20 protein-coding genes and 3 pseudogenes are annotated in these 22,939 nt (G+C 62.0%); 9 read left to right on the top strand and 14 right to left on the bottom strand.

Features of this window, described 5'->3' with window-relative positions:
- Positions 1 to 413 precede the first annotated feature (413 nt).
- Complete coding sequence (locus ACVWY3_RS02430; protein WP_456837027.1) at positions 414 to 1,115, top strand: hypothetical protein; 702 nt, start codon at positions 414 to 416, stop codon at positions 1,113 to 1,115.
- A 79-nt stretch (positions 1,116 to 1,194) separates the two neighbouring features.
- Here the strand turns inward: ACVWY3_RS02430 and ACVWY3_RS02425 are convergent, their stop codons facing one another.
- Complete coding sequence (locus ACVWY3_RS02425) at positions 1,195 to 1,554, bottom strand: hypothetical protein (protein ID WP_456837026.1); 360 nt, start codon at positions 1,552 to 1,554, stop codon at positions 1,195 to 1,197.
- A gap of 89 nt (positions 1,555 to 1,643) precedes the next feature.
- Here ACVWY3_RS02425 and ACVWY3_RS02420 point away from each other — a divergent pair, with 89 nt between their 5' ends.
- Together ACVWY3_RS02420 and ACVWY3_RS02415 are read left to right on the top strand one after the other, a co-directional pair.
- Positions 1,644 to 2,066: a Rap1a/Tai family immunity protein gene (locus ACVWY3_RS02420; RefSeq protein WP_456837025.1), complete on the top strand. Its 423-nt coding sequence runs from the start codon at positions 1,644 to 1,646 to the stop codon at positions 2,064 to 2,066.
- 469 nt (positions 2,067 to 2,535) lie between these two features.
- A pseudogene (locus ACVWY3_RS02415) lies at positions 2,536 to 3,158 on the top strand (DinB/UmuC family translesion DNA polymerase); the annotation flags it as partial.
- Between the two features lie 493 nt (positions 3,159 to 3,651).
- Here ACVWY3_RS02415 and ACVWY3_RS02410 read toward each other — a convergent pair.
- Together ACVWY3_RS02410 and ACVWY3_RS02405 are read right to left on the bottom strand one after the other, a co-directional pair.
- Positions 3,652 to 4,188: an inorganic diphosphatase gene (locus ACVWY3_RS02410; RefSeq protein WP_456837024.1), complete on the bottom strand. Its 537-nt coding sequence runs from the start codon at positions 4,186 to 4,188 to the stop codon at positions 3,652 to 3,654.
- Positions 4,189 to 4,289: 101 nt separating this feature from the next.
- Positions 4,290 to 4,490, bottom strand: a complete 201-nt coding sequence (locus tag ACVWY3_RS02405; RefSeq protein WP_456837023.1) for a hypothetical protein — start codon at positions 4,488 to 4,490, stop codon at positions 4,290 to 4,292.
- 218 nt (positions 4,491 to 4,708) lie between these two features.
- Between ACVWY3_RS02405 and ACVWY3_RS02400 the strand changes: the two genes are divergently transcribed.
- Together ACVWY3_RS02400 and ACVWY3_RS02395 are read left to right on the top strand one after the other, a co-directional pair.
- Positions 4,709 to 5,128, top strand: coding sequence for a CopG family transcriptional regulator (locus tag ACVWY3_RS02400; RefSeq protein ID WP_456837022.1), 420 nt, complete (start codon positions 4,709 to 4,711; stop codon positions 5,126 to 5,128).
- Between the two features lie 4 nt (positions 5,129 to 5,132).
- Positions 5,133 to 6,329, top strand: coding sequence for an extracellular catalytic domain type 1 short-chain-length polyhydroxyalkanoate depolymerase (locus ACVWY3_RS02395; RefSeq protein ID WP_456837021.1), 1,197 nt, complete (start codon positions 5,133 to 5,135; stop codon positions 6,327 to 6,329).
- A 68-nt stretch (positions 6,330 to 6,397) separates the two neighbouring features.
- Here the strand turns inward: ACVWY3_RS02395 and ACVWY3_RS02390 are convergent, their stop codons facing one another.
- The 7 genes and pseudogenes from ACVWY3_RS02390 to ACVWY3_RS02360 form a co-directional block, all read right to left on the bottom strand.
- On the bottom strand, positions 6,398 to 6,568 hold the full coding sequence (locus tag ACVWY3_RS02390; RefSeq protein ID WP_456837020.1) for a hypothetical protein: 171 nt from the start codon (positions 6,566 to 6,568) through the stop codon (positions 6,398 to 6,400).
- Positions 6,569 to 6,754: 186 nt separating this feature from the next.
- Positions 6,755 to 7,501, bottom strand: a pseudogene (gene ku, locus ACVWY3_RS02385) (non-homologous end joining protein Ku); the annotation flags it as partial.
- Positions 7,502 to 9,066: 1,565 nt separating this feature from the next.
- A complete protein-coding gene (locus tag ACVWY3_RS02380) occupies positions 9,067 to 9,768 on the bottom strand; it encodes an SDR family NAD(P)-dependent oxidoreductase (protein ID WP_456837019.1) in 702 nt (233 codons plus the stop codon).
- 208 nt (positions 9,769 to 9,976) lie between these two features.
- Positions 9,977 to 10,276, bottom strand: coding sequence for a hypothetical protein (locus tag ACVWY3_RS02375; protein WP_456837018.1), 300 nt, complete (start codon positions 10,274 to 10,276; stop codon positions 9,977 to 9,979).
- Between the two features lie 211 nt (positions 10,277 to 10,487).
- Positions 10,488 to 10,946 (bottom strand): RidA family protein, encoded by a 459-nt coding sequence (locus ACVWY3_RS02370; protein WP_456837017.1) that lies wholly within the window; start codon positions 10,944 to 10,946, stop codon positions 10,488 to 10,490.
- Between the two features lie 21 nt (positions 10,947 to 10,967).
- Complete coding sequence (locus tag ACVWY3_RS02365) at positions 10,968 to 12,659, bottom strand: benzoate-CoA ligase family protein (protein ID WP_456837016.1); 1,692 nt, start codon at positions 12,657 to 12,659, stop codon at positions 10,968 to 10,970.
- A 143-nt stretch (positions 12,660 to 12,802) separates the two neighbouring features.
- Complete coding sequence (locus ACVWY3_RS02360) at positions 12,803 to 13,321, bottom strand: MarR family winged helix-turn-helix transcriptional regulator (RefSeq protein WP_456837015.1); 519 nt, start codon at positions 13,319 to 13,321, stop codon at positions 12,803 to 12,805.
- A gap of 251 nt (positions 13,322 to 13,572) precedes the next feature.
- Between ACVWY3_RS02360 and ACVWY3_RS02355 the strand changes: the two genes are divergently transcribed.
- Both ACVWY3_RS02355 and ACVWY3_RS02350 read left to right on the top strand, forming a co-directional pair.
- Positions 13,573 to 14,745, top strand: a complete 1,173-nt coding sequence (locus ACVWY3_RS02355) for an ABC transporter substrate-binding protein (RefSeq protein WP_456837014.1) — start codon at positions 13,573 to 13,575, stop codon at positions 14,743 to 14,745.
- A 30-nt stretch (positions 14,746 to 14,775) separates the two neighbouring features.
- Positions 14,776 to 15,234, top strand: coding sequence for a cupin domain-containing protein (locus ACVWY3_RS02350; protein WP_456837013.1), 459 nt, complete (start codon positions 14,776 to 14,778; stop codon positions 15,232 to 15,234).
- Here ACVWY3_RS02350 and ACVWY3_RS02345 read toward each other — a convergent pair.
- The 4 genes and pseudogenes from ACVWY3_RS02345 to ACVWY3_RS02330 form a co-directional block, all read right to left on the bottom strand.
- Positions 15,231 to 16,481 carry a flavin-dependent oxidoreductase gene (locus ACVWY3_RS02345; RefSeq protein ID WP_456837012.1) on the bottom strand — a complete coding sequence of 417 codons (1,251 nt, stop codon included), beginning with the start codon at positions 16,479 to 16,481 and terminating at the stop codon, positions 15,231 to 15,233. The two genes, ACVWY3_RS02350 and ACVWY3_RS02345, sit on opposite strands and share 4 nt — an antisense overlap.
- A 55-nt stretch (positions 16,482 to 16,536) precedes the next feature.
- Positions 16,537 to 18,888 (bottom strand): bifunctional salicylyl-CoA 5-hydroxylase/oxidoreductase, encoded by a 2,352-nt coding sequence (locus ACVWY3_RS02340; protein ID WP_456837011.1) that lies wholly within the window; start codon positions 18,886 to 18,888, stop codon positions 16,537 to 16,539.
- A 96-nt stretch (positions 18,889 to 18,984) separates the two neighbouring features.
- Positions 18,985 to 19,821, bottom strand: coding sequence for an enoyl-CoA hydratase family protein (locus ACVWY3_RS02335; protein ID WP_456837010.1), 837 nt, complete (start codon positions 19,819 to 19,821; stop codon positions 18,985 to 18,987).
- A gap of 39 nt (positions 19,822 to 19,860) precedes the next feature.
- Positions 19,861 to 20,623, bottom strand: a pseudogene (locus tag ACVWY3_RS02330) (SDR family NAD(P)-dependent oxidoreductase).
- 199 nt (positions 20,624 to 20,822) lie between these two features.
- On the opposite strand from ACVWY3_RS02330, the gene ACVWY3_RS02325 reads away from it, so the two are divergent.
- Both ACVWY3_RS02325 and ACVWY3_RS02320 read left to right on the top strand, forming a co-directional pair.
- The gene (locus ACVWY3_RS02325) at positions 20,823 to 21,638 is read left to right on the top strand and encodes an alpha/beta fold hydrolase (RefSeq protein ID WP_456837009.1); all 816 of its coding nucleotides are present in this window, start codon (positions 20,823 to 20,825) and stop codon (positions 21,636 to 21,638) included.
- Positions 21,639 to 21,649: 11 nt separating this feature from the next.
- Positions 21,650 to 22,939 (top strand): acyl-CoA dehydrogenase family protein, encoded by a 1,290-nt coding sequence (locus ACVWY3_RS02320; RefSeq protein WP_456837008.1) that lies wholly within the window; start codon positions 21,650 to 21,652, stop codon positions 22,937 to 22,939.

Raw genomic sequence — 22,939 nt, 5'->3', positions numbered from 1 at the left:
ACCGCAAAAAACGGCTGTGAGGAGCGCCAATTCCTCGGTCTATTCATTGCCGTAGTGGCGAGCGTCAGGTTATCTCTATGCTTGTCAGGTGAATTCCAATTTACTCGAATCATGGTGGGGACCAATGTTGAGAGTTGTGATCCTTGGTATTGCTTCTTTGGCTTTCGTGGGAACAGCAGTCGCTGCCGACCTGCCACGGCCTCAGCCAGTTGCCGCTGCGCCCGCGCCGGTTGGCAAATATCCCGTCGGCAAATACCCCGTCGGTAAGAGCCCCGTGGGCAAGTACCCGGTCGCGGCTCCGGCCCCGTTGGTGACCAAAGGTTGATCTGAATATCCATTCGGACGCCCGCGGCGTTCGGGGGGGTAGGCGGAGTATCTGTGGCATCGGATCTTGGATCCAAGAGGATTCGAAGATGGTGGGAATGCTTCGGAGGTATCCCGGCCTGGAGCTTCTTGCAAAGGCCGCCTTGCTGGCGGCCTTTGTGAGCTGGGGAGTCAGGGCCAGTAGTGCCCAGCCGCTCGCCGCGCATCCCCGCCCTCAGCAACGGGACGCTCTCCTTAATTCGACGACGAAACATGCGGACAGCATGGCCGCCGCTGCGCCGAGCGCGTCATTGGCCACACCAGAAACAAAGCCGGTTCGAAGAGCGACTACCGTAGGTCCGTACTACGTTGATTTTCGTGCCCGCACGGCATCAACGTACGGTCATGCATTCGTCTGGTACGGAAAGACGAGCGAAAAGCAGGTCGAGGTCGCTGGTTTGGCCCCCGCCGGCGATGAGGTGCCGTACATCTTGGGACACATCATCTTTGTCCCCTCTGAGACAGGGGCGAGCTATGGTGATCTTGACGAGCAGTATCTGACGGCGAGCTATCGCGTCTACTTGAGTGAGGCAGATGCCAAGAGGGTCTTTGCTTACATCAAGCACCTGCAGGAGACTTCGCCGCTATGGAATGCGGCAACGACCAATTGCACTGCTTTCATCGGCCGCATAGCCACTTTCATGGGCCTCGAAGCTCCGTTTCATCTGCTAAAGCCTGAGGAATACGTAAACCGACTCAGAGAGCTGAACGGGGGAAGAAAAACGGTGCAGCTTGAACCAGATCGAGGCTAAGTCCCTCAGTATTGAGCTCATCAAGCTCTGATCAGTCATCTCGATGGCACTCGATTTCCCACGAATTCAGTGAACGGCATCATCGGAGAAAGTGCGGCGCAATGTTGACCGTCCAAAGCGGCCAAACAACGCTCGATCGTTTGGAGGACCCGCCGCGAACGGTCCAAGATACGTATAGGTCGCGATCGAGGCGATCGCGCCGCGCGCCGACGACCAGTCGTTTGGCGCAGTTGAGGGCGGTTAGCCAGTTCGAAGCGCTTCGCATAGGCAATGGTCGGAACGCCTCGATGTACGGTCTACGGCGCTCGTCCTGCGAGGTCATCGATACGCAGTTGTTGGCCTGCCTCGAACGGTCGAGCACTGACATCAATCGATCAAAGCGACTCGCGTAGGCGCCAGGTTGATAGGCGCTTTCCAGAATCTGTCTGTAGCCCATCAAAATTTCGCGCAGAGGACGCGCGGGGTCGAAATTTGTGCCAGCCGTGCACCGATCGCCGCTGTTCGTGCGCCGATAATCGGAGGACGCTAATGCGGGTCCATATCATTCTTGCCGGCCTGGTGCTCTTACTTATTGGGAGGGTCAGCGGCACGGTCGTCGATAAAGGAACTGACGCGCAGAAATCTTGCGGGCTCCTCGTTCAGAAATCGTTTCGTGATCAGGACGAAGCCCGGTTCGCCGGAGCATGTGAGGGAATGATCGAGACCGCCATGCTCTTTTCGCCAAATCTGCCAGCTGAGGTGCGTGCATGCCCCCCCGCGCAAGGCAGTGCGTTGGAAAGCGCCAAGGTCCTTCTTCAATACATTGACAACAATCCGGATCGACTGAAAGAACCGGGGATTACCCTCGCTCTCGAGGCATTCAGAGATGCTTGGCCTTGCCATGGGGACGATGCGGGGGCGCCAGGTGGCCCGAAACCAAAAAAGCGCGCGCCGAAAACAACAAAACAATGAGGCCTGCACCGCCTGCGAGCAGTCGGGACGGTGTCTTCGGACCTTGGTGCTCCCGCCCGCAGCATTGAACGTATGCCGCTCACAAAAAGAACGTACAGAAAGCGCTTTGTTGAAACGGCGAGCATGAAGGATTGCGGGAAGCGTAATCCAGGGAAGCCTTCAGTCAATTCCGCCTCGGGTCACAGGCAAATAACAGTGGCGAGGGCAGCCACCCTCCGTTCTCGCCTGGAAAGTCGGACCCGCTCGGCGCACAGCGAGGGGCACCGCGGGCCAGGAGCGGGCTTGAGCTTGCGGGCCGCTATCTCGCTCACGCGCTCGCCGCAAAGATCTCCCACTGGCCCCGCAACCCCTTCAGCTCGTGAGTCCCGCGGTCCAAGAACTTCAGCCCGGCTCCGGCAACAAGGTCATTGACAACTCGCGACACCAGCGCTTCATCTGGTCCGGCTTGTGCCATTACACGCGCGGCGGCCTGGCGAAGCTCGCCTCTGATCATCGCAAGCCGAACGGACAGTTCGTCATCTCACCAGAGATGGGCGCGGCCTTCGTCGAGACACTGCCGGTTGGCAAATTCCACGGCATCGGGCCGGCGACAAGCGCAAAAATGAATGCGCTTGGCATCTTCACGGGCTTGGATCTGCGCAACCAGGGCATGGATTTCTTGAGTGCGAACTTTGGTAAGGGGGCGCCTATTACTATTGGATCTCGCGCGGCGTGGACGAGCGGCCCGTCCGAGCCAACCGGATCCGGAAATCAGTGGGCGCGGAAAACACGTTCTCGTCGGACCTCAGCGAGTTCGGCGTCATGGCCGCGGCGCTTCAGCCGCTAATCGATAAGCTGTGGCGCCACTGCGAAGCTACTGGCGACCGAGGTCGTACGGTGACCCTCAAGATCAAGTTCGCGGACCTCGAGATTATCACGCGGGGCCGCTCGGTCTCCGCCTCGTTGTCGAGCCGTGCCGAGCTGGAGCGGCTGGCAATCGGGCTGCTCAAAGCCGAGATACCGATATCGAAACCGGTACGGCTGCTCGGCGTCTCACTGTCTTCTCTGCAGACAACCACAGAGCCTGAGCCGCAGCTCCACCTGCCGATCTGAACAAAAGTATGCGCTACCGGCCAGGCTATAAGGTGCAGCCAACTACCTGTCGAATGAGTCTATTGCCGGATGAACGCTTTGGCATGAGGAGGGCGCGGAGCAGTTTCAAATCAGGAGGCGCAATCACCGATACCGACGTTCAGTTCAAGCCACGATCTAACCACCTAGTGACCTGCGTCCCGAACGCAGTGAGTATCTTCTAAGTGATTGATTTTTATCGAGGTGACGGAGGTTACCGTCTTTTTTTCACGATCGTTTCACCTAATTCGTTGCGACATCGTTGCGGTCCTTTAGAGGCCAGAACGAGAGGTGCCGAAGACCTGAGATCGCCCGGGGCTTGGTCGCAGGACGAAGCGGCGCATTTCAAATGCCGAGTTCCAAATGACAGTCTCAGCTGAGCGCAGGGTCTTGGATTTGGCAGCAATGGGTTTAGGCGCATTTCAAGCGCAACAGTATCTTTCAGACGGGCCTTTCACCCTTCACAGAACCGAACCTATTTGCCGTCCTTTGCGAAAGATTTCGCGGCGTCCTTGATGGCCTGTACCGCGACCTTCGCGCCTTTCCAACCGATAATCTTGAGCTTCTTGTCCTCTAGCTCGTCCGTCGCGATGAAGAACTTCTCAAGTTCCTCTCGGATTGGCTTTGTCAGATCGTCGACGTCGCGCAGCGCCCGTTCCGAGTGCGAGTTGCGGGGCACAGCAAACAGGCGGTCGTTGCGCTCGGATTCCTTCTTACTCTTCTGTTCGATCTGAAGGACGCCAATAACGCGGCAGGTGACGACAAGTCCCGGAAAGGTTGCCGCGTCATGGATAACCATGATGTCGAGCGGGTCTCCGTCGTCTGCTTTGGTCGAGGGCACGAAGCCCCAGTCATGAGGATAGGTAAGCCCCGTCAGCAGTGACTTGCTGAGCGCGAAGCTTTCAAGCTTTGGGTCATAGGCGAATTTGGCACGGCTTCCGCGCGGCGTTTCCACAACGACATGGACCTCCCCATCTTCCGTAAAGGGCGGCAGATTGAAAAAGTTCGGCATGTTGTCTCTTTTAGGAAAAGCGCCAAGGAGGAGATGAGCGAGGAATTCCCCTCATCTTCGCGGAAATAATCCCGCCGCAGCGGCTGTGGGCGACATCGCACTCACTTTTGCCCCGAAGGCGCCTGGGCGTTTGCCTCGTTCGCATCAGCCTTATTCGTTTCGTGATGACCGACGACGCAGCCGGCGGCGGCGCCCAGCTTGCCGTGTCCCGCCAAATGGCCGGCAAACCCGCCGACGACCGCCCCCTTGATGCAACCCTTCGCATCCGCCGCAGGCGTGTAAGGGAGCGAAATCGCGGTCATGCAAACCGCGGCTAACATCCATCTCATGAGCGTTCTCCTGTTCGAAGTCGCAGGATCAATCCGTCCTGACAGCCTCGGTTCCTGTGTACAGGAGCAATGGCTTAGCAGTCCCGGTCGCCGGACGACCAAACCGAGAAGCTTGCCCGGATTTGGTTCCCCCTTGACCTTATCGGCAGCCATCCATATACCATCCACACAGATGGCAACAGGGATGTAAGATGCCCAGCAACATCCACGAAATACGACCAAGGCCCCCCGACACGGAGAAAATCACCATCAATCTTGGCTTCGTCGATCTCGGTCAGGTCGACTTGATGGTCCAGGAAGGCTTCTACTCGAACCGGACCGATTTCATCCGAACGGCAATCCGCAATCAGCTCGAACGTCATGCCGACGTGGTCAAGCAGTCCACGGTCCGAAAGAGTTTAGACCTCGGGCTTCGGCACTACAGCCGCGAGGATCTCGATGCGGCGCGGCGGGCCGGTGAGATGCTGCACATCAATGTTCTGGGCCTTGCCACCATCGCCCCAGACGTGACGCCCGAACTCGCTCGGGCGACGATTGCCTCGGTCTCAGTGTTGGGGGCCCTGCACGCCAGTCCCGCCGTCAAATCCGCTCTCGCTGACAGAACGAGGTAAGGCCATGCTGAAATTGGACAATGTTCGCGAAGCCACACGCCTCACGCGCTCGGGCCAGCTCGTCGAGGCCACCGCGCTGCTCCAACGCATGCTTCGGGGTGAGCACACACGGGATATCACCTCCCCCGCCACACAACGCTCCACCGAGACAGAAAAAGACGTGCCGATCATCGATGCAAAGCCGCATGCCGCGGAAACGAGGCGTCCGAGTCGCACGGTCCGTCCGCCGGTGGATCTCGCCCAGAACCTCCCTGGGCTCGGCCTCGGAGGACCGCTGCGGCGCGCCCGGCCATCCATGGCGGACATCGTGCCGGACGGCACCCGGTTCGTCGAAGGCAGCTACGGCAACGCCGCGGGAAGCCGCACCTACCGGCTCTTCATCCCCAGCGGCTATCATGGACAGGCCATTCCGCTGGTGATCATGCTGCACGGTTGCACGCAGTCGCCGGAGGATTTCGCCGCGGGCACCCGGATGAACTTCATCGCCGAAGAACAGACCTGCTTCGTGGCCTATCCCGCGCAGCGGGCCGAAGCGAACCAGGCGAAATGCTGGAATTGGTTTCGTCCAGCCGACCAGCAACGCGACGGCGGTGAACCCTCGCTCATCGCCGGCATCACCCGCCAGGTCATGCGCGACCATTCTGTCGATCCGCGGCGCGTCTACGTCGCCGGGCTCTCGGCCGGAGCTGCGGCTGCCGCCGTGATGGGATCGACGTACGGCGATCTGTACGCGGCGGTCGGCATCCATTCCGGACTGGCCTGCGGGGCCGCCACCGATCTGCCCTCGGCGCTAATGGCGATGAAGCAAGGCGGCGGGTCCGAGGCGATGCCAGGCGACGGCCTGCCCGTCCCGACGATCGTCTTCCACGGCGATCGCGACACCACGGTACATTCGAAAAACGGCGATCGAATCGTCCGTCAGTCCATCGGTGGGACGAGCACGACGGCGAAGGTGCATCGCGGACGGGTGCCGGGAGGGCATGCCTACACTCGCACCGTACATGTCGACGCCGGCGGACGCGGAATCCTCGAGCACTGGGAAATCCACCGAGCCGGACACGCATGGTCGGGGGGCAGCCCCGCCGGCTCTTACACCGATCCGGACGGACCGGACGCAACGAGAGAAATGCTGCGCTTCTTCCTCGAGCATTCGCTCCCACAGGGGCGGAATGGAGGTGGCATCCGCTTTTCATCTCGGTGATAGGAAGCGGACGTCACAATCGTTCTCCAGCGAACCGGAGCCTGCTGGCGCTAACCGCTTTAAGGGAATCAGGTCTTTGGCTTCTGTTTCGCTGCGGCCTCTCGAGCGATCCGCTCCGCCTTCAGGCGCTCCCGGTTTGCATGGAATGCCTGCTGAACGCGTTCATGCTCGCAAACCGGCGCCTTCGCGCCCGTGTCGCGAAACACCTTCTGCGCTTCCCATTCGGCCGAGGTCGGCATTCTCCTGTCCGATGTTCGATAGCTCATTGCCGCCTCCTTCGGGCGCAAACGGTCCTTGGGCTATGTTGCGCACTCGGACTGTCAACCTAGTGGGTAGGTTTTCACCCGGCGGGCTTTTGGGCCGGGGAGATGGATTCGACGATTCGCGCCCCCCATTTGTTCCGATCCCTGGTATTTCGAAAATCGCGCAGACTTCCGCTGCGCCTTGGCCGGCTTTTTCACCGTTACTTCCTTCGCCGGCTTCTTGCCCTCGATCGACATCAGCATCTCCTTCTGCCCCGCAGACGCCTTCTTCGGCTTCTTGGCCGGCGCTACCGCCTTGCCGACAGATCGGCGCAGTGCTTCCGTCAGATCCACAACGTTGCCCGCTGCCGGCTTTGACTTTGGGGTGATCGGCTTGCCGGCGCGCTGCTGGTTGATGAGATCGATCAGCTGGCTCTCGTAGTGGTCCTCGGACTTCTCGGGATCGAACCGCCCCGTCTTAGGGTTCACGATGTGCTTCGCTAGGTCGAGCAAGTCCTTGGTGACGTTCACGTCCTGGATCTCGTCGAAATACTCCTGCTCGCTGCGCGCCTCGTACGGATAGCGCAGCAGCGTGCGACGAGCCCCTTATCCATCGGCTCGAGCGCGATGATGTGCTCGCGGTTGGTCAGCACCACCCGACCGATCGCGACCTTGTCCATCTCGCGGATGGTCTCGCGGATCACCGCAAACGCGTCGTGGCCGACCTTGCCGTTCGGGCGGATGTAGTAGGGCGGATCAGGCAAAGGGGATCGATGCCGGACCTGTCGACGAACTCGTCGATCTCGATGGTGCGCTTGGATTCCAGGGCTATCTCCTCGAGCTCTTCTTTCGAGACCTCGATATACTGGTCCAGCTCGTAGCCTCGACGATGTCCTCGTTGGGCACCTCGTTGCCGGTGTCGGCGTCGCAGCGATCCAGGTCCGCCAGTTCGCCGAAGTGGCCCAACATATCAGAAAAATTCATCCAGGTGAGTGGATTCACTCGAGGCATCTCCGAACGGCGGAAGCATAGATCTACTTGCGCGGCACCCGCCTCAAGTGCGAGGGCTGCGTTGTCGAAGGCCGATGCACCAGCGCCGAGCATGCCGATGCGCTTTCCCGCAAGCTTGCGAAAATCGATATCATCGGCTGAATGCGCATAAAGATTTGCCGACAAATGAGCAATAAGTGACCTAGGAGCCCGCCAGCTGCCGCTCCCCTCAAAGCCCGTTGCTAGAACGATCTTTCTTGCATGCACGCGCTCGATCCCGTCAGAACGACGGAGATGGGCAAGGAGGATATCATCCACGGGCTCAATCAGCATCAACTCTACGTTGTTTTCGACCGGGAGAGCCAAGACATCGCGGTACCAATCCAGATAGGATCGCCATACTTCCTGATGGAGCGTATCTATACGCCCCATGCTTGCCTCCCAAATTGTTCCTCGTACCAAGCCCGCACCGTAAACTTGGAATACCGAAATCGATACCACTCACCTCTTTCGGCGTACGCAGCTGTTTCATCCGAGCGAAACTTCGCCAGGGGCCTTCAAAACCACGCCGGCGACGATCAATAATTCTGAAGTTTGTTATACGCTCAAGCCTCAAGCCGAAAGCAGTGCCCAAGCCGCTCTGTCCGCCGCCGACAATCAGCGCAGCCATCCTTGAATCGCGGGACGCTCCACTGCCGAGCGGGATAGTCCAAATAATTTAGCTCGCGCCAAACGCGCTTCGTGAGTTGGGAGACGCTCATCGGACGCCCCTGCCCTGCGATATCGCAAGACGAGATCTTGCCTTTCGACTTCGTTCCATCCCATTATCATAGGTCTAAGTTCAAAGAAATCGACGACCCCAACCGTGCAAGTTCTTGGCCTGCGAAACGGCGGAGACAAAGCAGAGCTGGGCGGACTGCGGCAGCTGTTACGTATCTGCCCGAGTCAGTCGCCGTTGGCCCGACCCCTGATTTGGGGTGCGCAAGAAACACGACACGGCAGATCAAACTGCGGCCAGGACGGGTGCCCTTCCAGCCGGCTCAACGGTCGCGCCGAATTGCGCGCTTCCATTCGTAACACGTCACCGTGGCTATTCGCCCGCGCTTAGGCGGGTTCATCGAATTTGCGAGAATTCATCTTCTTGGCCGCTTCGTTTGGAGGAGCGGTGATCCATCGCAAACGGAAACTGCTCAAACATCTGCTGTACGGACATGACGGCCGTGAGTCCGCTTTACGCTAAACGTGCCGGCGTGCATAGCCGGGCTTTTCGCGGTCGCGCCATTCGGAAATATCTTGAGCCGCGATGCGACCTCATAGGCAATGCCAAGCCGATCCAGCACTTCTGCAACGTGCTGCCCCGCTGTAGACCCGCCGCTTCACCAGACCGGCGCTTCCAAGTTCTTCAGCCGCGCTGCGATCATTCGCGCCTCGGTTCACACACGAAAGTGCCGCCGGTTCTGAAGCAGTAATCTGCCACAGCCCGCCGGCAACGAAGCGCTTCTCGGCTACCAGCTTTCTCCAAACGGCCGCAATTCAACATTGAACGACCATGCGCATCGATCTTGGTGAGTGACATGCCAGATCTCCTCGGCGATAGCGCGCGGTTTGATAAAGAAATCGTCCGGCCGATCTGGCCAGCGTTTCCGTGTCCACTCGAGCTCGATCACGGCATCGACCACGACGTAAGCGACGTGAACGCCCTGTGGCCCGAGATCGCGCGCCATCGTTTCGGCCAGGATTCGCTGCGCCGCCTTGGTCGGCGCGAAGCCGGCGAAACGGGCTTTGCCGCGCAGGGCCGAGGTGTTGCCGGTGGCAACGATCGCACCCTTTCCGGCCGTCACCATCGCGGGGACGAACCGCCGCGCCAGATACAGCAGTCCCATGGTGTTGACCTGGAAGTTGCGATTCAGGATCGACGGATCGATCTCGCGGAATGTGCCGAACGCGCCACCGACGGCGTTGTGGATGACCACGGCGGGATTGCCGAGATCGCGCTCCACGGCGGACCCTACCGCGTCGATCTGCTCGGGATCGGAAACATCGCGGCGGAATTCTTTCGCGCCTGGCAGTTCCTTCTCAAGGGCAGCGAGGCGCTCCTCGTTCCTGGCGAGCAGAGCGAGGCGATAGCCACCCTTGGCAAACCGCCTGGCGAGAGCGGAACCTGTGCCAGGTCCCACACCGGATATCAGGCAGATAGGCGCAGTCATGCGATTAGTCCTCCACGTTCGGGCAGCAGGTTAGTTGCCAGCCTCGCCAACAGCTTTTTGACGTATGGCTTCAGATCAGGCTGGAAATGCACGTGCGCGACGAGACGGGTGAAATGAGCACAGGTAAGTGGATAGTCATCCTGGACCGCCGGAGGCAGAATCCTCCCCAGCCCAAGCTTGCGCAACCGATCGGCCCGCGCATGCTCATTCATGAACAGCGCAAGCTCTGCGGCAAAGCAGGCGGCCAGCGATATTCCCGAACCACCAGTGCCTCGCGCCGCGGGGACAACGCCTGCTCGATCCCCGATGCATAGATCGCAAATCCTTCCTTTGCTCGCGCATGAACGGCCGCATCGACCGTGCCGCCCGACAGCGCCAAGAGATAGATCTGCGAATCCCGGGCAAACACCAAGCTGACGTCGAGAAAGCTGTCAATCCTGGACGCCTCATAGGCATCGTGCCCGTAGAGCGCGGACTGGAAGTGGCCGAGCCGTGCCACCGCCCGCATGATGCTGTTCGATTCAAAGATCCCGATTTAGCCATCAGGCCCGAAGGCAGCAGGCACATTGCCGCTCCCCTGACCTCGACGTCCACGCCGCAGAATCGCGCCGCGATGATCGCCTTCCAGATCCGGGGGTTCGGGCGGGGTCGACACCATGTCCGGCGTCTACTTGAACTCGCCGGAGGACGACGAGCTCGCCAAGGCGAGCTGAGCAAATTCAGCGGGGAACGACGGCGGTCGCCTCGATTTCGACGCGCGCCGCCTTCTCGACGAGTCGGACAACCTGCACCAGCGCCATCGCCGGATAGTGCGCGCCGAAGACGGCACGGTAGATCCTGCCGAGCTCCTTCAGGTTCGCCAGGTACTCGTCCATGTCGACGACGTACCAGGTCAGGCGCACCAGATGCTCGGGCCGCGCGCCGCCCTCCGCCAGGATCGCGGCAATGTTGCTCAGGGTCTGAGCGACCTGCGCGACAAAACCGTCGGCGAGGCGCTCCTCGGCATCCCAGCCGATCACTCCGCCGGTCACCACGATGCGCCCCTCAGCGGCCATGCCGTTGGCATAGCCCTTCGGCATCGGCCAGCCCGAGGGCTGAAGCACCTGCGCCCCCCGGCGGCTGTCGTCCTCGGCTGCGGTTGGCAGCACCGCGAGCTGTGGGCCTTTCGGCGTCGTCACGGACAATTCCTGATCCTCATCTCATTCTGCAGCGACGCCCGAGGACGTCGCTGCCGCCTGCGCCAATTGCCTGAGGGCAAAGCGCTTCAATTTGCCGGTCTCGGTCTTCGGCAGCTGCGTCACGAACTCGATCGCGCGTGGATATTTGTACGGCGCGATCTCGCACTTCACGTGCTCCTGCAACTCGGTTGCGAGCTGGGCGTCCGGCGTCACGCCGGGCGCGGCCACGACATAGGCCTTCACGATCATGCCGCGGGCTTCGTCCGGCGCACCGACGACGCCGCACTCGGCGACCGCAGGATGCGTCAGCAGCGCTGCCTCCACATCCGTACCCGCGATGTTGTACCCTGCCGACACGATCATGTCGTCGGAGCGCGACTGGTACCAGAAATAGCCATCGCTATCCATCAGATAGGTGTCCCCGGTGATATTCCAGCCGTTCCGGACATATTTGCGCTGCCGCTCGTCGGCGAGATAGCGGCAGCCGGTCGGCCCGCGCACCGCAAGATTCCCCATCGTGCCCGGCGGCACGTCCTGACCGTCATCATCGACGATCTTGGCCTCATAGCCGGGAACGGGCTTGCCGGTTGCGCCCGGGCGGATTTCGTCCTCGGTCGCGCTGATGAAGATGTGCAGCATCTCGGTCGAGCCGATGCCGTCCATCAGCTTGATGCCGGTGGCCTTGAGCCAGGCATCGAATGTCGGCTTGGGCAGGGTCTCGCCGGCGGAGACGCACTTGCGAAGCGAGGAGATGTCGCGGCCGGCGAGCTTGCCGATCATGGCACGATACGCGGTCGGTGCCGTGAAGCAGACCGTGGTCCTGTACTGCTCGATTGCCGACAGCATGTCGTCGGGCGTTGTCTTCTCTAGCACGACGAAGGAGGCGCCGATATGCATCGGAAACAGCACGCCGCCGAAACCGAAGGTGAAGGCGAGCGGCGCCGAGCCGACGAAACGATCGTTCTGCTCGGCGCGCAGGATGTTGCGCGCATAAGCGTCACAGACCGCCAGCATGTCCCGGTGGAAATGCATCGTGCCTTTGGGATCGCCGGTCGTGCCGGACGTGAAGGCGATCAGGCAGATGTCGTCGGCAGCCGTATCGACGGCTTTGAACTCCGGACTTGCATCCGCGATCAGCGCTTCGAGCGAATTCGCCGCGCCATTGCCCCAATAGACCACCTGCTTGAGACCGGGCGCAGCCAGCTTCGCCTTCTCCATCTCGTCGGAGAGCTTTCCGTCGCAAAGGGCCAGCGTGATCACCGCCTTCTGGATCGGATAGGACAGCTCCTTGGCACGGAGCAACGGCATCGTCGCAACGCAAATTCCACCGGCCTTGATCACCGCGAGATAGGTTGCGACCATCATAGGATTGTTGGCCGAGCGGAGCAGCACGCGCTCACCGGTGACGAGACCCAGCTTGCCGACCAGCACATTGGCGATGCGGTTCACCAGCGCCTGCAGTTCGCGATAGCTGTAGCTGACGGTGGGACTGATGACGCAGGGCGCCTCGCCATGACCCTGCTCGACCCAGCGATCGAGAAAATAGCTGACGCAGTTCAGTCGCGGCGGATAGTGCAGCTCAGGCCGCGTGAAGATGAATTCGGGCCACAATTCGGGCGGCGGCAGATGCTGCCGCGCGAACGTATCGACATGGGCCGTCGCGGCGTTGCCGTCATGCGAGCCCGAGACTTGAATCTTGGCGGCGTTGGCCATCGCACGCTCCTTTGCGCATGGGCACTCGGCAGCACTATCTGGAAAACATTTTAGGCTTAAAACAATTTGGCGCAATAGAGGATTTTGGGCATCCCGTGCTTTTTCCTGCGGCAAAAGGGATTGGAGGGCCGGTTCGGATGGGCTCAGGGCCGGCGGCGCGCGGCCGATTTCTGCGCCGACGCCTTGGTCTTGGCGAGGAGGCGCATCAGTTCCCGCACGTCCTTCGGCGTCAGGTCGGCGAAGAGATCGGCGATCCAGGTCTCATGCTCCGCGGCCATTCGGCGGAACTCGGCACGGCCGAGCTTCGTGAGGCGGATCACCTGGACCCGGCGGTCGGTGTCCGAGGTGCGCCGGTCGAGATGACCAGATTCCACGAGCCGTTCGACGAGGCCGGTGACGTTGCCGTTGGACACCATCATGCGCTTGGAGACGTCGGACAACGTCATGCCGTCCGACGCCTTGTCGAGCTGCGCCATCAAATCGAACCGGGGCAGCGTGACGTCGAAACGCTGCCGCAGCCGGCCGCGGACTTCGCCCTCGATCAGCGTCGTGCAGGTCAGCAGGCGCAGCCACAGCCGAAGCTCTTCGGCGTGGTCTTCAGGCGTTTCGACGGCCTTGGTCTCGGAATCGAGCATCTCGATGCAGTCACTCACGGCCGGCATTGGCGCCGGCTCGGATTCCCCAACGTTTTGAGCTTCAAATAAATCGGCGGCGGCCGCAAGTCCAAAGCTGCAACAATCGACCGCAGACGAATTTGTTTAGGCTTCAAATAATTGGCGCGCCGCTTGCATGCACCCTGCGCGCAGCATGGCAACGCCGCGCACTTTGCTTGCCGCGGCAGCCATCATCGGCATAAGCTTGGATCGGAGTACGCGGCTTGCAGCGCAAGCCCTGATGTCACGGGGGACAGACGATGAAGACGCAAACGACGTTGGCTGCGGCCTTGCTGCTCGGCACCGCGATGAGCCCTGCCCTCGCCCAGGAGAAGCTCAAGCTTGGCGTGATCGTGACCCTGTCGGGACCTGCCGCCGCGCTCGGCCAGCAGGTGCGTGACGGCTTTGCGCTCGCGGTGAAGGACCTCGGCAGCAAGATGGGCGGCCGCGACGTCGAGGTCGTGGTGGTCGACGACGAGCTCAAGCCGGATGCGGCGGTCACGAAGGTCAAGGGCCTGCTCGAACGCGAGAAGGTCGACTTCGTGGTCGGCCCGATCTTCTCCAACATCCTCCAGGCGATCCACCGCCCCGTGACAGAATCGAAAGTGTTCCTGATCAGCCCAAATGCCGGTCCGTCGACGTTCGCCGGCAAGGACTGCAACCCGTTCTTCTATGTGACCTCGTATCAGAACGACCAGGTCCACGAGATCCTCGGCAAGGTGGCGCAGGATCGCGGCTACAAGCGCATGTACGTGATGGTGCCGAACTATCAGGCCGGCAAGGATTCGGTCGCCGGCTTCAAGCTCGACTACAAGGGCGAGATCGTCGAGGAATCCTACATGCCGCTGAACACGCTGGACTTCCAGCCGGAACTGTCGAAGATCTCATCGCAGAAGCCTGATGCGCTGTTCACGTTCATGCCGGGCGGCCTTGGGGTCAACCTTGTGAAGCAGTACCGGCAGGCGGGTCTCGCCGACAGCATTCCGGTGCTCTCGGCTTTCACCGTGGATGAATCGACGCTGCCGGCGCAGCAGGATGCGGCGGTCGGCATGTTCGGCGGCGCGAACTGGGCGCCCAATCTCGACAATCCCCAGAACAAGAAGTTCGTTGCTTCATATGAAGCTGCCTACAACGTCGTGCCTGGTACCTACGCGTTCCAGGCCTATGACGCCGCCTTGTTGATCGACAGTGCGGTCAAGGCCGTGAAGGGCGACCTCACCAACAAGGACGCCGTTGCGGCTGCCCTGAAGAAGGCGGACTTCACGTCGCTGCGCGGCGCGTTCAAATTCAACACCAACGGCTATCCGATCCAGGACTTTTACCTGACTAAGGTCGCCAAGCGTCCGGACGGCAAATTCCAGACCGAGATCGTCCAGAAGGTTTTCGAGAATTACGGCGACCGCTATGCCAAGGATTGCAAGGCGACGAACTGAAGCCGCGCGTCGCGCTATGGGAGGACTGCAATGAAGAGCGAAATCACCGGCATCACGCGGGCCAATGAGGGCATCCAGGGCATTTCCTGGAACATCCTCGGCCAGACCTATGTGCCGAAAAGCTACGCCGAACACAGCTTCTCCTGGCACGCGACCTTGCCGCCGGGCACGTTCGTGCCGCCGCACATTCATCCGGACCAGGACGAATATCTCTACATGCTGGAGGGCAAGCTCGACTTCATGCTCGGCAATTCGGAGTCGCAGGCGACCGCGGGCGATTTGATCCGGCTCGGCATGGGCGTGCCGCACGGCATCTTCAACAAGTCGGAGCAGACCGCAAAGGTGCTGTTCTGGGTCTCACCGAGCCGCAAGCTGTTCGACCTGTTCTGGGGCCTGCACAACATGAAGGAGCAGAAGCCGGAGGACGTCGTGGCGATGGCCGCCGAGTTCAACATCCACTTCCTGCCGCCGCCTCCCGGCGGCGGCTAGGCGCGCACCGCCGCGAGCCCTGGCACCGCGGCGAAGCCGGCCTTGGTGGCGTAGCCGCGCACGATCGCCTCGCGCTGCGCGTAGCTCAGCACGTTATCGACATTGTCAAAACCGTCGGGCGCAAGCTGCTCGACGGCGTCGATAACGCGCTCGGGTCCGCCACGCCGGTTGGAGCGGACGATGTCGGCGGTCATCGGCAGGCGCTTCTTCTCGTATTCGAGCAGCGCCTGGCGCGGATGCTCGGCGCGCACCAGCGCATCGGCAAGGCAGCGGGCATCAAGGATCGCCTGCGAAGCACCATTCGAGCCGACCGGATACATGGGATGCGCGGCGTCACCGAGCAGCGTGATGCGGCCGGACGACCAGTAAGGCAACGGATCGCGGTCGCAGGTCGGATATTCGTAGAATTCCGGCGTTGCCGAGATCAGGCTCTTCACGTCGATATAGGGCACCGAGAAGCGCGCCACATGCGGCATCAGCTCCTCGCGGCGGCCCGGGCGCGACCAGTCTTCTTTCCGCGGCGGCGGGGCATTGCCCTCGCCGACCTTCACCAGCACCGCCCAATTGGTCAGCCGGCTCGCCGGGCTCGACCCTTCCGCGATCGGATAAATCACCACCTTGGCGTTGAGCCCACCGGCCACGATCATCGATTTGCCAGTGAGGAACAGCGGCCAGTCGCGTGCGCCGCGCCACAGCATCAGGCCATTCCAGCACGGCGGCCCCTCGTTCGGAAACAACGTTTCGCGCACGCGCGAATGGATGCCGTCGGCGCCGATCAGGATATCGCCGCGCGCGGTGTGGATGTGCGCGCCGGCACGGTCGAAGAAATAGGCGGTGACACCGCCCTCGTCCTGGGTGAAGGCGCCGAGGCGGCAGCCGGTGTGGATTGCTTCCGCGCCGAGCCGTTCTTCGACGGCGCGATGGATGACGCCCTGAAGGCGGCCGCGCTGGATCGAGAATTGCGGCACGTCATGACCGGCATCGATGCCGCGTGCTTCGCGCCAGACTTCCTGGCCGTGGCGATTGAGATAATAGAGCTGGTCGGTGCGGATCGCGACGTCGTCGAGCTTCTGCAACAGCCCGAGGCCGGCGAGCTCACGCATCGCGTGCGGCAGCGTATTGATGCCCACGCCGAGCTCGCGGATGGTGTCGGCCTGCTCGAAGATCTCGCAGTCCAGGCCACGCGAACGCAGCATCAATGCCGTGGTGAGACCACCGATACCGCCTCCGACGATAATCGCCTTCATCGCCCTTACTCCACTCGAAACGCGCCAGGCAATGCGGTTAACGTCGCACGGGCGGTCACTCCGCTGCAAGCGGCTTTGTCGCCTCCGCCTTGAGCTCGGCCCGGGTCTTCGGCTTAGCCTTAATTCGCAGCTCCTCGAGATCCTGCCTATCGCGCTCGCTGTTGCGGAAAATCTGGTCTTTCCCGGGCAGATATTGCGGCGGGCAGAACACATCGTTAGCGCCGTACCAGGCCGCCGCCTTCATGGTGAAGAAGGGGTCGACCAGATGCGGCCGCCCGAGCGCAACGAGATCCGCCCGGCCGGCGGCCAGAATGGTGTTGGCCTGGTCCGCCGTCGTGATGTTGCCGACGCACATGGTGGCGACACGCGCCTCGTTGCGGACCTGGTCGGAAAATGGCGTCTGGAACATGCGCCCGTAGACCGGCTGCGCATCGCGCACCGTCTGCCCGGTCGAGACGTCGACGAGATCGACACCGGCCTCGGCGAAGGCGCGCGCAATTGCAACCGCATCGTCGCCGGTGACGCCGCCATCCGCCCAGTCGGTTGCGGAGATACGGACCGACATCGGCTTGTGCGACGGCCAGACCGCGCGCAGCGCCTCGAACACCTCGAGCGGGAAGCGCAGGCGGTTTTCGAGCGAGCCGCCATATTCATCGGTCCGGGTGTTCGTCAGCGGGGAGATGAAGCTAGCCAGCAGATAGCCGTGGGCGCAGTGCAGCTCCAGCATGTCGAAGCCGCAGCGCTCGCCGCGCTCGGCTGCTGCGACAAAAGCGTCCCTCACCGCGCTCATGCCGGCGCGATTGAGCTCACGCGGCACCTGACTATCGGGGAAATAGGGCAGCGGCGATGCCGAGACCACATCCCAGCCACCCTGCTCCAGCGGACGGTCCATGCCGTCCCACATCAATTTGGTCGCGCCCTTGCGGCCGGCATGCCCGAGTTGCAGACAGATCTTTGCGGCCGAATTGCCGTGAACGAACTCCACGATGCGCCGCCACGCGGCTTCCTGCTCATCGTTCCACAGGCCGGCGCATCCGGGCGTGATCCGCGCGTCGCGGCTGACGCAGGTCATTTCTGTGAAGATCAGGCCGGCGCCACCGATGGCGCGCGAGCCGTAATGCACCAGGTGGAAATCGCCCGGCACACCCTCCTTGGCCGAATACATGCACATCGGCGACATCACCGCGCGGTTGGCGATCTCCATCTCGCGCAGACGGAACGGCTGGAACAGCGGCACGAGCGGCTTGCTGATGTCGACGTCAAAGCCGCTGCTGCGTACCTGCTTTGCGAAGGATTTTTCGACCTCGGCCAGGAAATCGGGCGCGCGGAGCTTGAGATTGTCATAGGTGATCGCCTTGGAGCGCGTCATCACGCCGAAGGCGAACTGCACGGGATCGAAATCCCAGAAGCGATCGACGTGTTCGAACCAGACCAGCGAGACGTCGGCGGCGTGCTGGGTCTTCTCGACTTCCTCGCGGCGGCCGTGCTCGTAGACATCAAGCGCGGCCTTGATGCTGGGCGCCTTCTCCATGGCCTCGGCGAGCGCGATCGCGTCTTCCATCGCGAGCTTGGTGCCGGAGCCGATCGAGAAATGCGCGCTCGCCTTGGCATCACCAAGCAGGACCATGTTGTCCTTGACCCAGCGCTTGCTGCGGATCATCGGAAAATTGCGCCACATCGAGCGGTTCGTCAGCAGCTTGTGCCCATCAAGGAACCAGCCGAAGATCTGGGCCATGCGCGCGGCGGACTCTTGCTCGTTCAGCCCGCTCAGCCCTGCCCGCTCGAACGTCGCCGGATCGGTCTCGAAGATCCAGGTCGAGTGCCCGGCCTCGTACTGGTAGGCGTGGGCGATGAACGGCCCCCACTCCGTCTCCTGGAAGATGAAGGTGAAGGCGTCAAGCGGCCTCGTCGACCCCATCCAGGCGAACTTGTTGGTGCGCAGATCGAGTTCCGGCTGGAAGTGCTCGACGTGTTTCTCGCGGAAGCGGCTGTTGATGCCGTCGGCAAGCAGGATGAGATCTGCGTCGGCGAAGCGGGACTCGTCGTCGACGTCCACTTCGAAATGCAGGCTGACGCCAAGCTCACGCGCCCGCTCCTGCAAGATCAGGAGCAGTTTTTGCCGCGAGCAGCCGCAAAAACCGTTGCCGCCGACCCGATGGACGGTGCCGCGGAAGTGCACGGCAATGTCGTCCCAATAGGCGAATTCCTGGGTGATGCGGCGGTAGCTCGGAAGGTCGTGCTTCTCGAAATTGTCCAGCGTGGCGTCGGAGAACACCACGCCGAAGCCAAACGTGTCGTCGGCGCGGTTGCGCTCATACACGGTGACATCGGCGCTTGGCCGCTGCTTCTTCAGCAGGATCGCCGCGTAAAGACCCGCAGGTCCGCCACCGATGATCGCGACTTTCATGGGAGCCTCGCCAATTCAACCGGCTATGAAACTATTTTAAGCCTAAAATAATTTCACGCAAGCCCCTATGACCACCTTGTTGCGGATAAGGCCGGCTCAGTCTCCCCTGAAGACCGGTTTGACCTTGTTGGCGAAGGCCTCGAACGCGCGCTCGAAATCGGCCGTTGTCATGCACAGGGCCTGGGCAACGGCTTCCGCTTCGATCGCCTCCTCCACCGACATGGCCCATTCCATTGCCAGCATCCGCTTGGTCATGGTGTTAGCGAAGGTTGGCCCCTCCGCGATCTGCTTGGCCAGGATTTGCGCCTGGGGCAGAACTTGCTCCGGTGTGATGATGCGGCTGAAGAAGCCCCAGCGTTCGCCCTCCTCCGCGGTCATGAACCGGCCAGTGTAGAGCAACTCGGAGGCGCGGGACTGGCCGATGATCCGCGGCAGGATCGCGCAGGCGCCCATGTCGCAGCCGGCAAGGCCGACCTTGTTGAACAGGAACGCGACCTTGGCACCGCTGGCTGCGAGGCGCATGTCCGAGGCCATCGCGATGATCGCGCCGGCGCCGGCGCAGATGCCTTCGACCGCGGCCACGATGGGCTGGGGGCAGGCCCGCATCGCCTTGACGAGATCGCCAGTCATCCGCGTGAAGGCGGTGAGCCCCTTGGTATCCATCTTGACGAGCGGACCGATGATCTCGAACACGTCACCGCCGGAGGAGAAATTGCCGCCGGCTCCGGTGACAACGATGGATTTGACCGCGTCATCGAACGCGCAGGCACGGAAGAAATCGGTGAGTTCGCGGTAGCTTTCGAACGTCAGCGGGTTCTTCCGCTCGGGCCGATTGAGCGTCACGATGGCAACGCCGTCGACCACGGCCAGCAGAAAGTGATGTGGCGAGTAGTCCGCGAGCGGCACGGTCACAGGATTGGCTGGTCTGCTCATGCGGTCTCCTTGCTTTCCTCGTTCCGCGCTTTCCGTGCGCTATATCTCACCACCGGCCACGGCAATCGCCTGACCCGTAATTGCACCGGCGCCCTCGCCGCACAGCCAAAGCACGGCATCCGCCACCTCTTGCGGCGCGATCAGCCGTCCCTGCGGATTGTGCTTTGCGAGTTCGGCGATCGCCTGCTCGCGGCTTCGCCCCGTCTTCCTCATGATGTTCTCGATGCTGCCAGCAACCAGATCGGTATCGGTGAAGCCGGGACAGACCGCGTTCACGGTCACGTTGCTGCCGGCCATCTCCAGGGCCAGCGAACGCACAAGACCTACCACGGCGTGCTTCGCCGCCGCATACGCGCTCACATAGGCATACCCCTTGAGCCCAGCCGTCGATGCAATCGCGACGATGCGGCCATACGGGCGATCCTTCATCCCCGGCAGCACTGCCTGGACGGCATGGACAACGCCCATGAAATTGACGTCCATCATGCGCGCGAACAGCGCGCTGTCCGATTTCGCGAACGGCGCGGATTCGGCGCTGCCGGCGTTGGCGATCAGGATGTCGATCGGCTTTCGCGCATGCGCTTCGGTGATAGCGGCTTTCAAAGAGGCTTCGTCCGAGACGTCGGCGAGGGTCGCAAAATGTGCAGCACCCCGCGCTGACTGCTTCTTCGAGCGTAGCGGCGTTTCGGCCCAGCACCGTCACGGTGGCGCCGGCCCCAACGAGCGATGCCGCGATCGCACGGCCGATGCCGCGGCCGCCACCGGTCACCAGCGCGTGCGGCGTGTGTGGCAATCCGGACATGCGCTGGCTCCCTGAAATCTGCTGATCGTTTCCTCGGATATATTTTAACCTTCAAGTTTTTGCAACGAAAACGCCGATCAGCATCCCTGAACGCCTGCATGCGAAGGAGCGGCCCCGAAAATTGCTTTAAGTATAAAATTATCGCTTTCCATCCTCTACAGGCCTGTTAGCATCATAGCGCCAAGCAAAAGGATGTCGCGTGTCGCAGCCTGCGCCAATGATAACAAGGGACGGACGCTTCGCCTACGAAGCCGCCGGCGATCCGGACGCGATGCCCTTGATATTCCTGCATGGCATCGGCGGCGCGGCACGAGCCTGGCGGCAGCAGCTCGCCACATTCAGTGGTCGTTTCCGCGCGATCGCATGGGACATGCCGGGCTATGGCGGGTCGGCGCCGCTCGCCAACGTCAGCATCGCTGCCCTGGCCGATGCGCTCCAGCAGTTCATCGGACAGATCGGCGCCAACCGGCCGATTCTCGTCGGCCACTCGATCGGCGGCATGATCGTCCAGAAATGGCTGGTGCAATCACCGAAACTGGCGCGCGCGGTCGTCCTGGCGCAGACCAGTCCGGCCTTCGGCAAGACCGACGGAGACTGGCAGAAGTCATTCATCGCAGCGCGGCTTGGGCCGCTCGATCGCGGCGAGACGATGAAGTCCCTGGCGCCATCGCTCGTGAAAGAGCTTGTCGGCGATGGTCCTGATCCCGGGGGCATGGAACTCGCGCGCGAGTGCATGGCGAGCGTGCCGGAGGCGAGCTATCGCGCCATGATACTGGTCCTGATTGGGTTCGATCAGCGCAGCACCCTCAAGGACATTTCCGTGCCTACACTGCTGCTGTCCGGCTCCAGGGACAATAATGCGCCCGCGTCGATGATGGCGAAGACGGCGACCTACATTCCTTCAGCTGAATATGTTGAGCTCGCCGGCGTCGGCCATCTTGCCAACCTTGAACGGCCTGCTGCCTTCGACGAGGCCCTCGGGCGGTTCCTGAACTCCGTCGCGACCAAAGCGTAAGGTGATGCGCAATGACCATGCAAGTCAGCAAGACGATCGGCACGACTGACAAGGTCGCGCTGGATACGCCTATCTTCGATCCCGTCGCATTTCGCCTGAGCGACGAGCAGGCCGGCATCATCACGCGTGCGCGGGAGATCGGACAGACCGTGTTCGCCGGCCGCGCCGCCACTTACGATCGCGAGGCGATCTTTCCGACCGAAAACTATCGCGACCTGCACCGCGCGGGCCTGCTCGGTATCGCCGTCCCCAAGAAACATGGCGGTCTCGGCGCGAACTACCAGACCTACGCCCTGGCGGCAGCCGAGATCGGCCGCTATTGCGGCGCGACGGCGCTCACCTGGAACATGCATGTCTGCTCGACCTTGTGGTCGGGACCGCTCGCCGACGATCTCGACATGGACGCGGCAACACGCGCCGAGCACGAGCGCCGTCGCGCAATTCACTACAGGCGCATCGTCGAGGAGGGCGCGATCTATTCGCAGCCCTTCTCCGAAGGCGGCGCGGCAGCCGCGGGCGGCGTCGCCTTCGGCACCGAAGCAAGGCCAGTCGAAGGCGGCTGGATCGTCAACGGCAAGAAGATCTTTGCATCGCTCTCCGGCCATGCCGACTATTACGGCGTGCTTTGCACCGAGATCGAGGAAGGCGAGAAGGCTTCGCGCCGCAATACCCTCTACCTCGCCATCTCCGCGAAATCGGAAGGCGTTTCCGTCGTCGGCGACTGGGATCCGCTCGGTATGCGCGGCACGGTCTCACGGACGTTGCTGTTCAAGGACGTGTTCGTGCCGGAGGATTCCGCGCTGATGCCGCGCGGCGTCTATTTCCAGGCCGCGATGCGCTGGCCGCACATGTTCCTGACGCTGTCGCCGACCTATATGGGCCTCGCGCAAGCCGCCTACGATTTCACCGTACGTTACCTGCGCGGCGAGGTGCCGGGCATGCCGCCGGTCAAGCGGCGGATGTACCCGACCAAGCAGATCGCAGTGGCGCAGATGCAGATCAAGCTCGAGCAGATCAAGGCGATCTGGTTCCAGGCGGTCACGGAGGCGCGCGCCAATCCGAGCAAGGAACAGGTCTTGCGCGCCTATGCCGCGCAATATTCGGTGATGGAAGGCGCCAACGAGCTCGCCGCGCTCGCGATCCGCACCTGCGGTGGACAGGCGATGCTCCGCTCGCTGCCGCTGGAGCGCGTCTATCGCGACAGCCGTTGCGGGTCGCTGATGCTGCCCTGGACCGCCGAGCTCTGCCTCGACCGCATCGGGCGCGAGGCGCTCTACGAGACCGGCGAAACGGACGACTGA

The organism is Bradyrhizobium sp. USDA 4486 (genome assembly GCF_054057995.1).
This window is presented reverse-complemented; position numbering and strand designations above follow the sequence as displayed.

Coding starts and splice junctions, on each gene's coding strand:
- ACVWY3_RS02430 (WP_456837027.1), top strand. CDS start 414: ATGGTGGGAATGCTTCGGAGGTATCCCGGCCTGGAGCTTCTTGCAAAG.
- ACVWY3_RS02420 (WP_456837025.1), top strand. CDS start 1,644: ATGCGGGTCCATATCATTCTTGCCGGCCTGGTGCTCTTACTTATTGGG.
- ACVWY3_RS02410 (WP_456837024.1), bottom strand. CDS start 4,188: ATGCCGAACTTTTTCAATCTGCCGCCCTTTACGGAAGATGGGGAGGTC.
- ACVWY3_RS02405 (WP_456837023.1), bottom strand. CDS start 4,490: ATGACCGCGATTTCGCTCCCTTACACGCCTGCGGCGGATGCGAAGGGT.
- ACVWY3_RS02400 (WP_456837022.1), top strand. CDS start 4,709: ATGCCCAGCAACATCCACGAAATACGACCAAGGCCCCCCGACACGGAG.
- ACVWY3_RS02395 (WP_456837021.1), top strand. CDS start 5,133: ATGCTGAAATTGGACAATGTTCGCGAAGCCACACGCCTCACGCGCTCG.
- ACVWY3_RS02390 (WP_456837020.1), bottom strand. CDS start 6,568: ATGCCGACCTCGGCCGAATGGGAAGCGCAGAAGGTGTTTCGCGACACG.
- ACVWY3_RS02380 (WP_456837019.1), bottom strand. CDS start 9,768: ATGACTGCGCCTATCTGCCTGATATCCGGTGTGGGACCTGGCACAGGT.
- ACVWY3_RS02375 (WP_456837018.1), bottom strand. CDS start 10,276: ATGCGGGCGGTGGCACGGCTCGGCCACTTCCAGTCCGCGCTCTACGGG.
- ACVWY3_RS02365 (WP_456837016.1), bottom strand. CDS start 12,659: ATGGCCAACGCCGCCAAGATTCAAGTCTCGGGCTCGCATGACGGCAAC.
- ACVWY3_RS02360 (WP_456837015.1), bottom strand. CDS start 13,321: ATGCCGGCCGTGAGTGACTGCATCGAGATGCTCGATTCCGAGACCAAG.
- ACVWY3_RS02355 (WP_456837014.1), top strand. CDS start 13,573: ATGAAGACGCAAACGACGTTGGCTGCGGCCTTGCTGCTCGGCACCGCG.
- ACVWY3_RS02350 (WP_456837013.1), top strand. CDS start 14,776: ATGAAGAGCGAAATCACCGGCATCACGCGGGCCAATGAGGGCATCCAG.
- ACVWY3_RS02345 (WP_456837012.1), bottom strand. CDS start 16,481: ATGAAGGCGATTATCGTCGGAGGCGGTATCGGTGGTCTCACCACGGCA.
- ACVWY3_RS02340 (WP_456837011.1), bottom strand. CDS start 18,888: ATGAAAGTCGCGATCATCGGTGGCGGACCTGCGGGTCTTTACGCGGCG.
- ACVWY3_RS02335 (WP_456837010.1), bottom strand. CDS start 19,821: ATGAGCAGACCAGCCAATCCTGTGACCGTGCCGCTCGCGGACTACTCG.
- ACVWY3_RS02320 (WP_456837008.1), top strand. CDS start 21,650: ATGACCATGCAAGTCAGCAAGACGATCGGCACGACTGACAAGGTCGCG.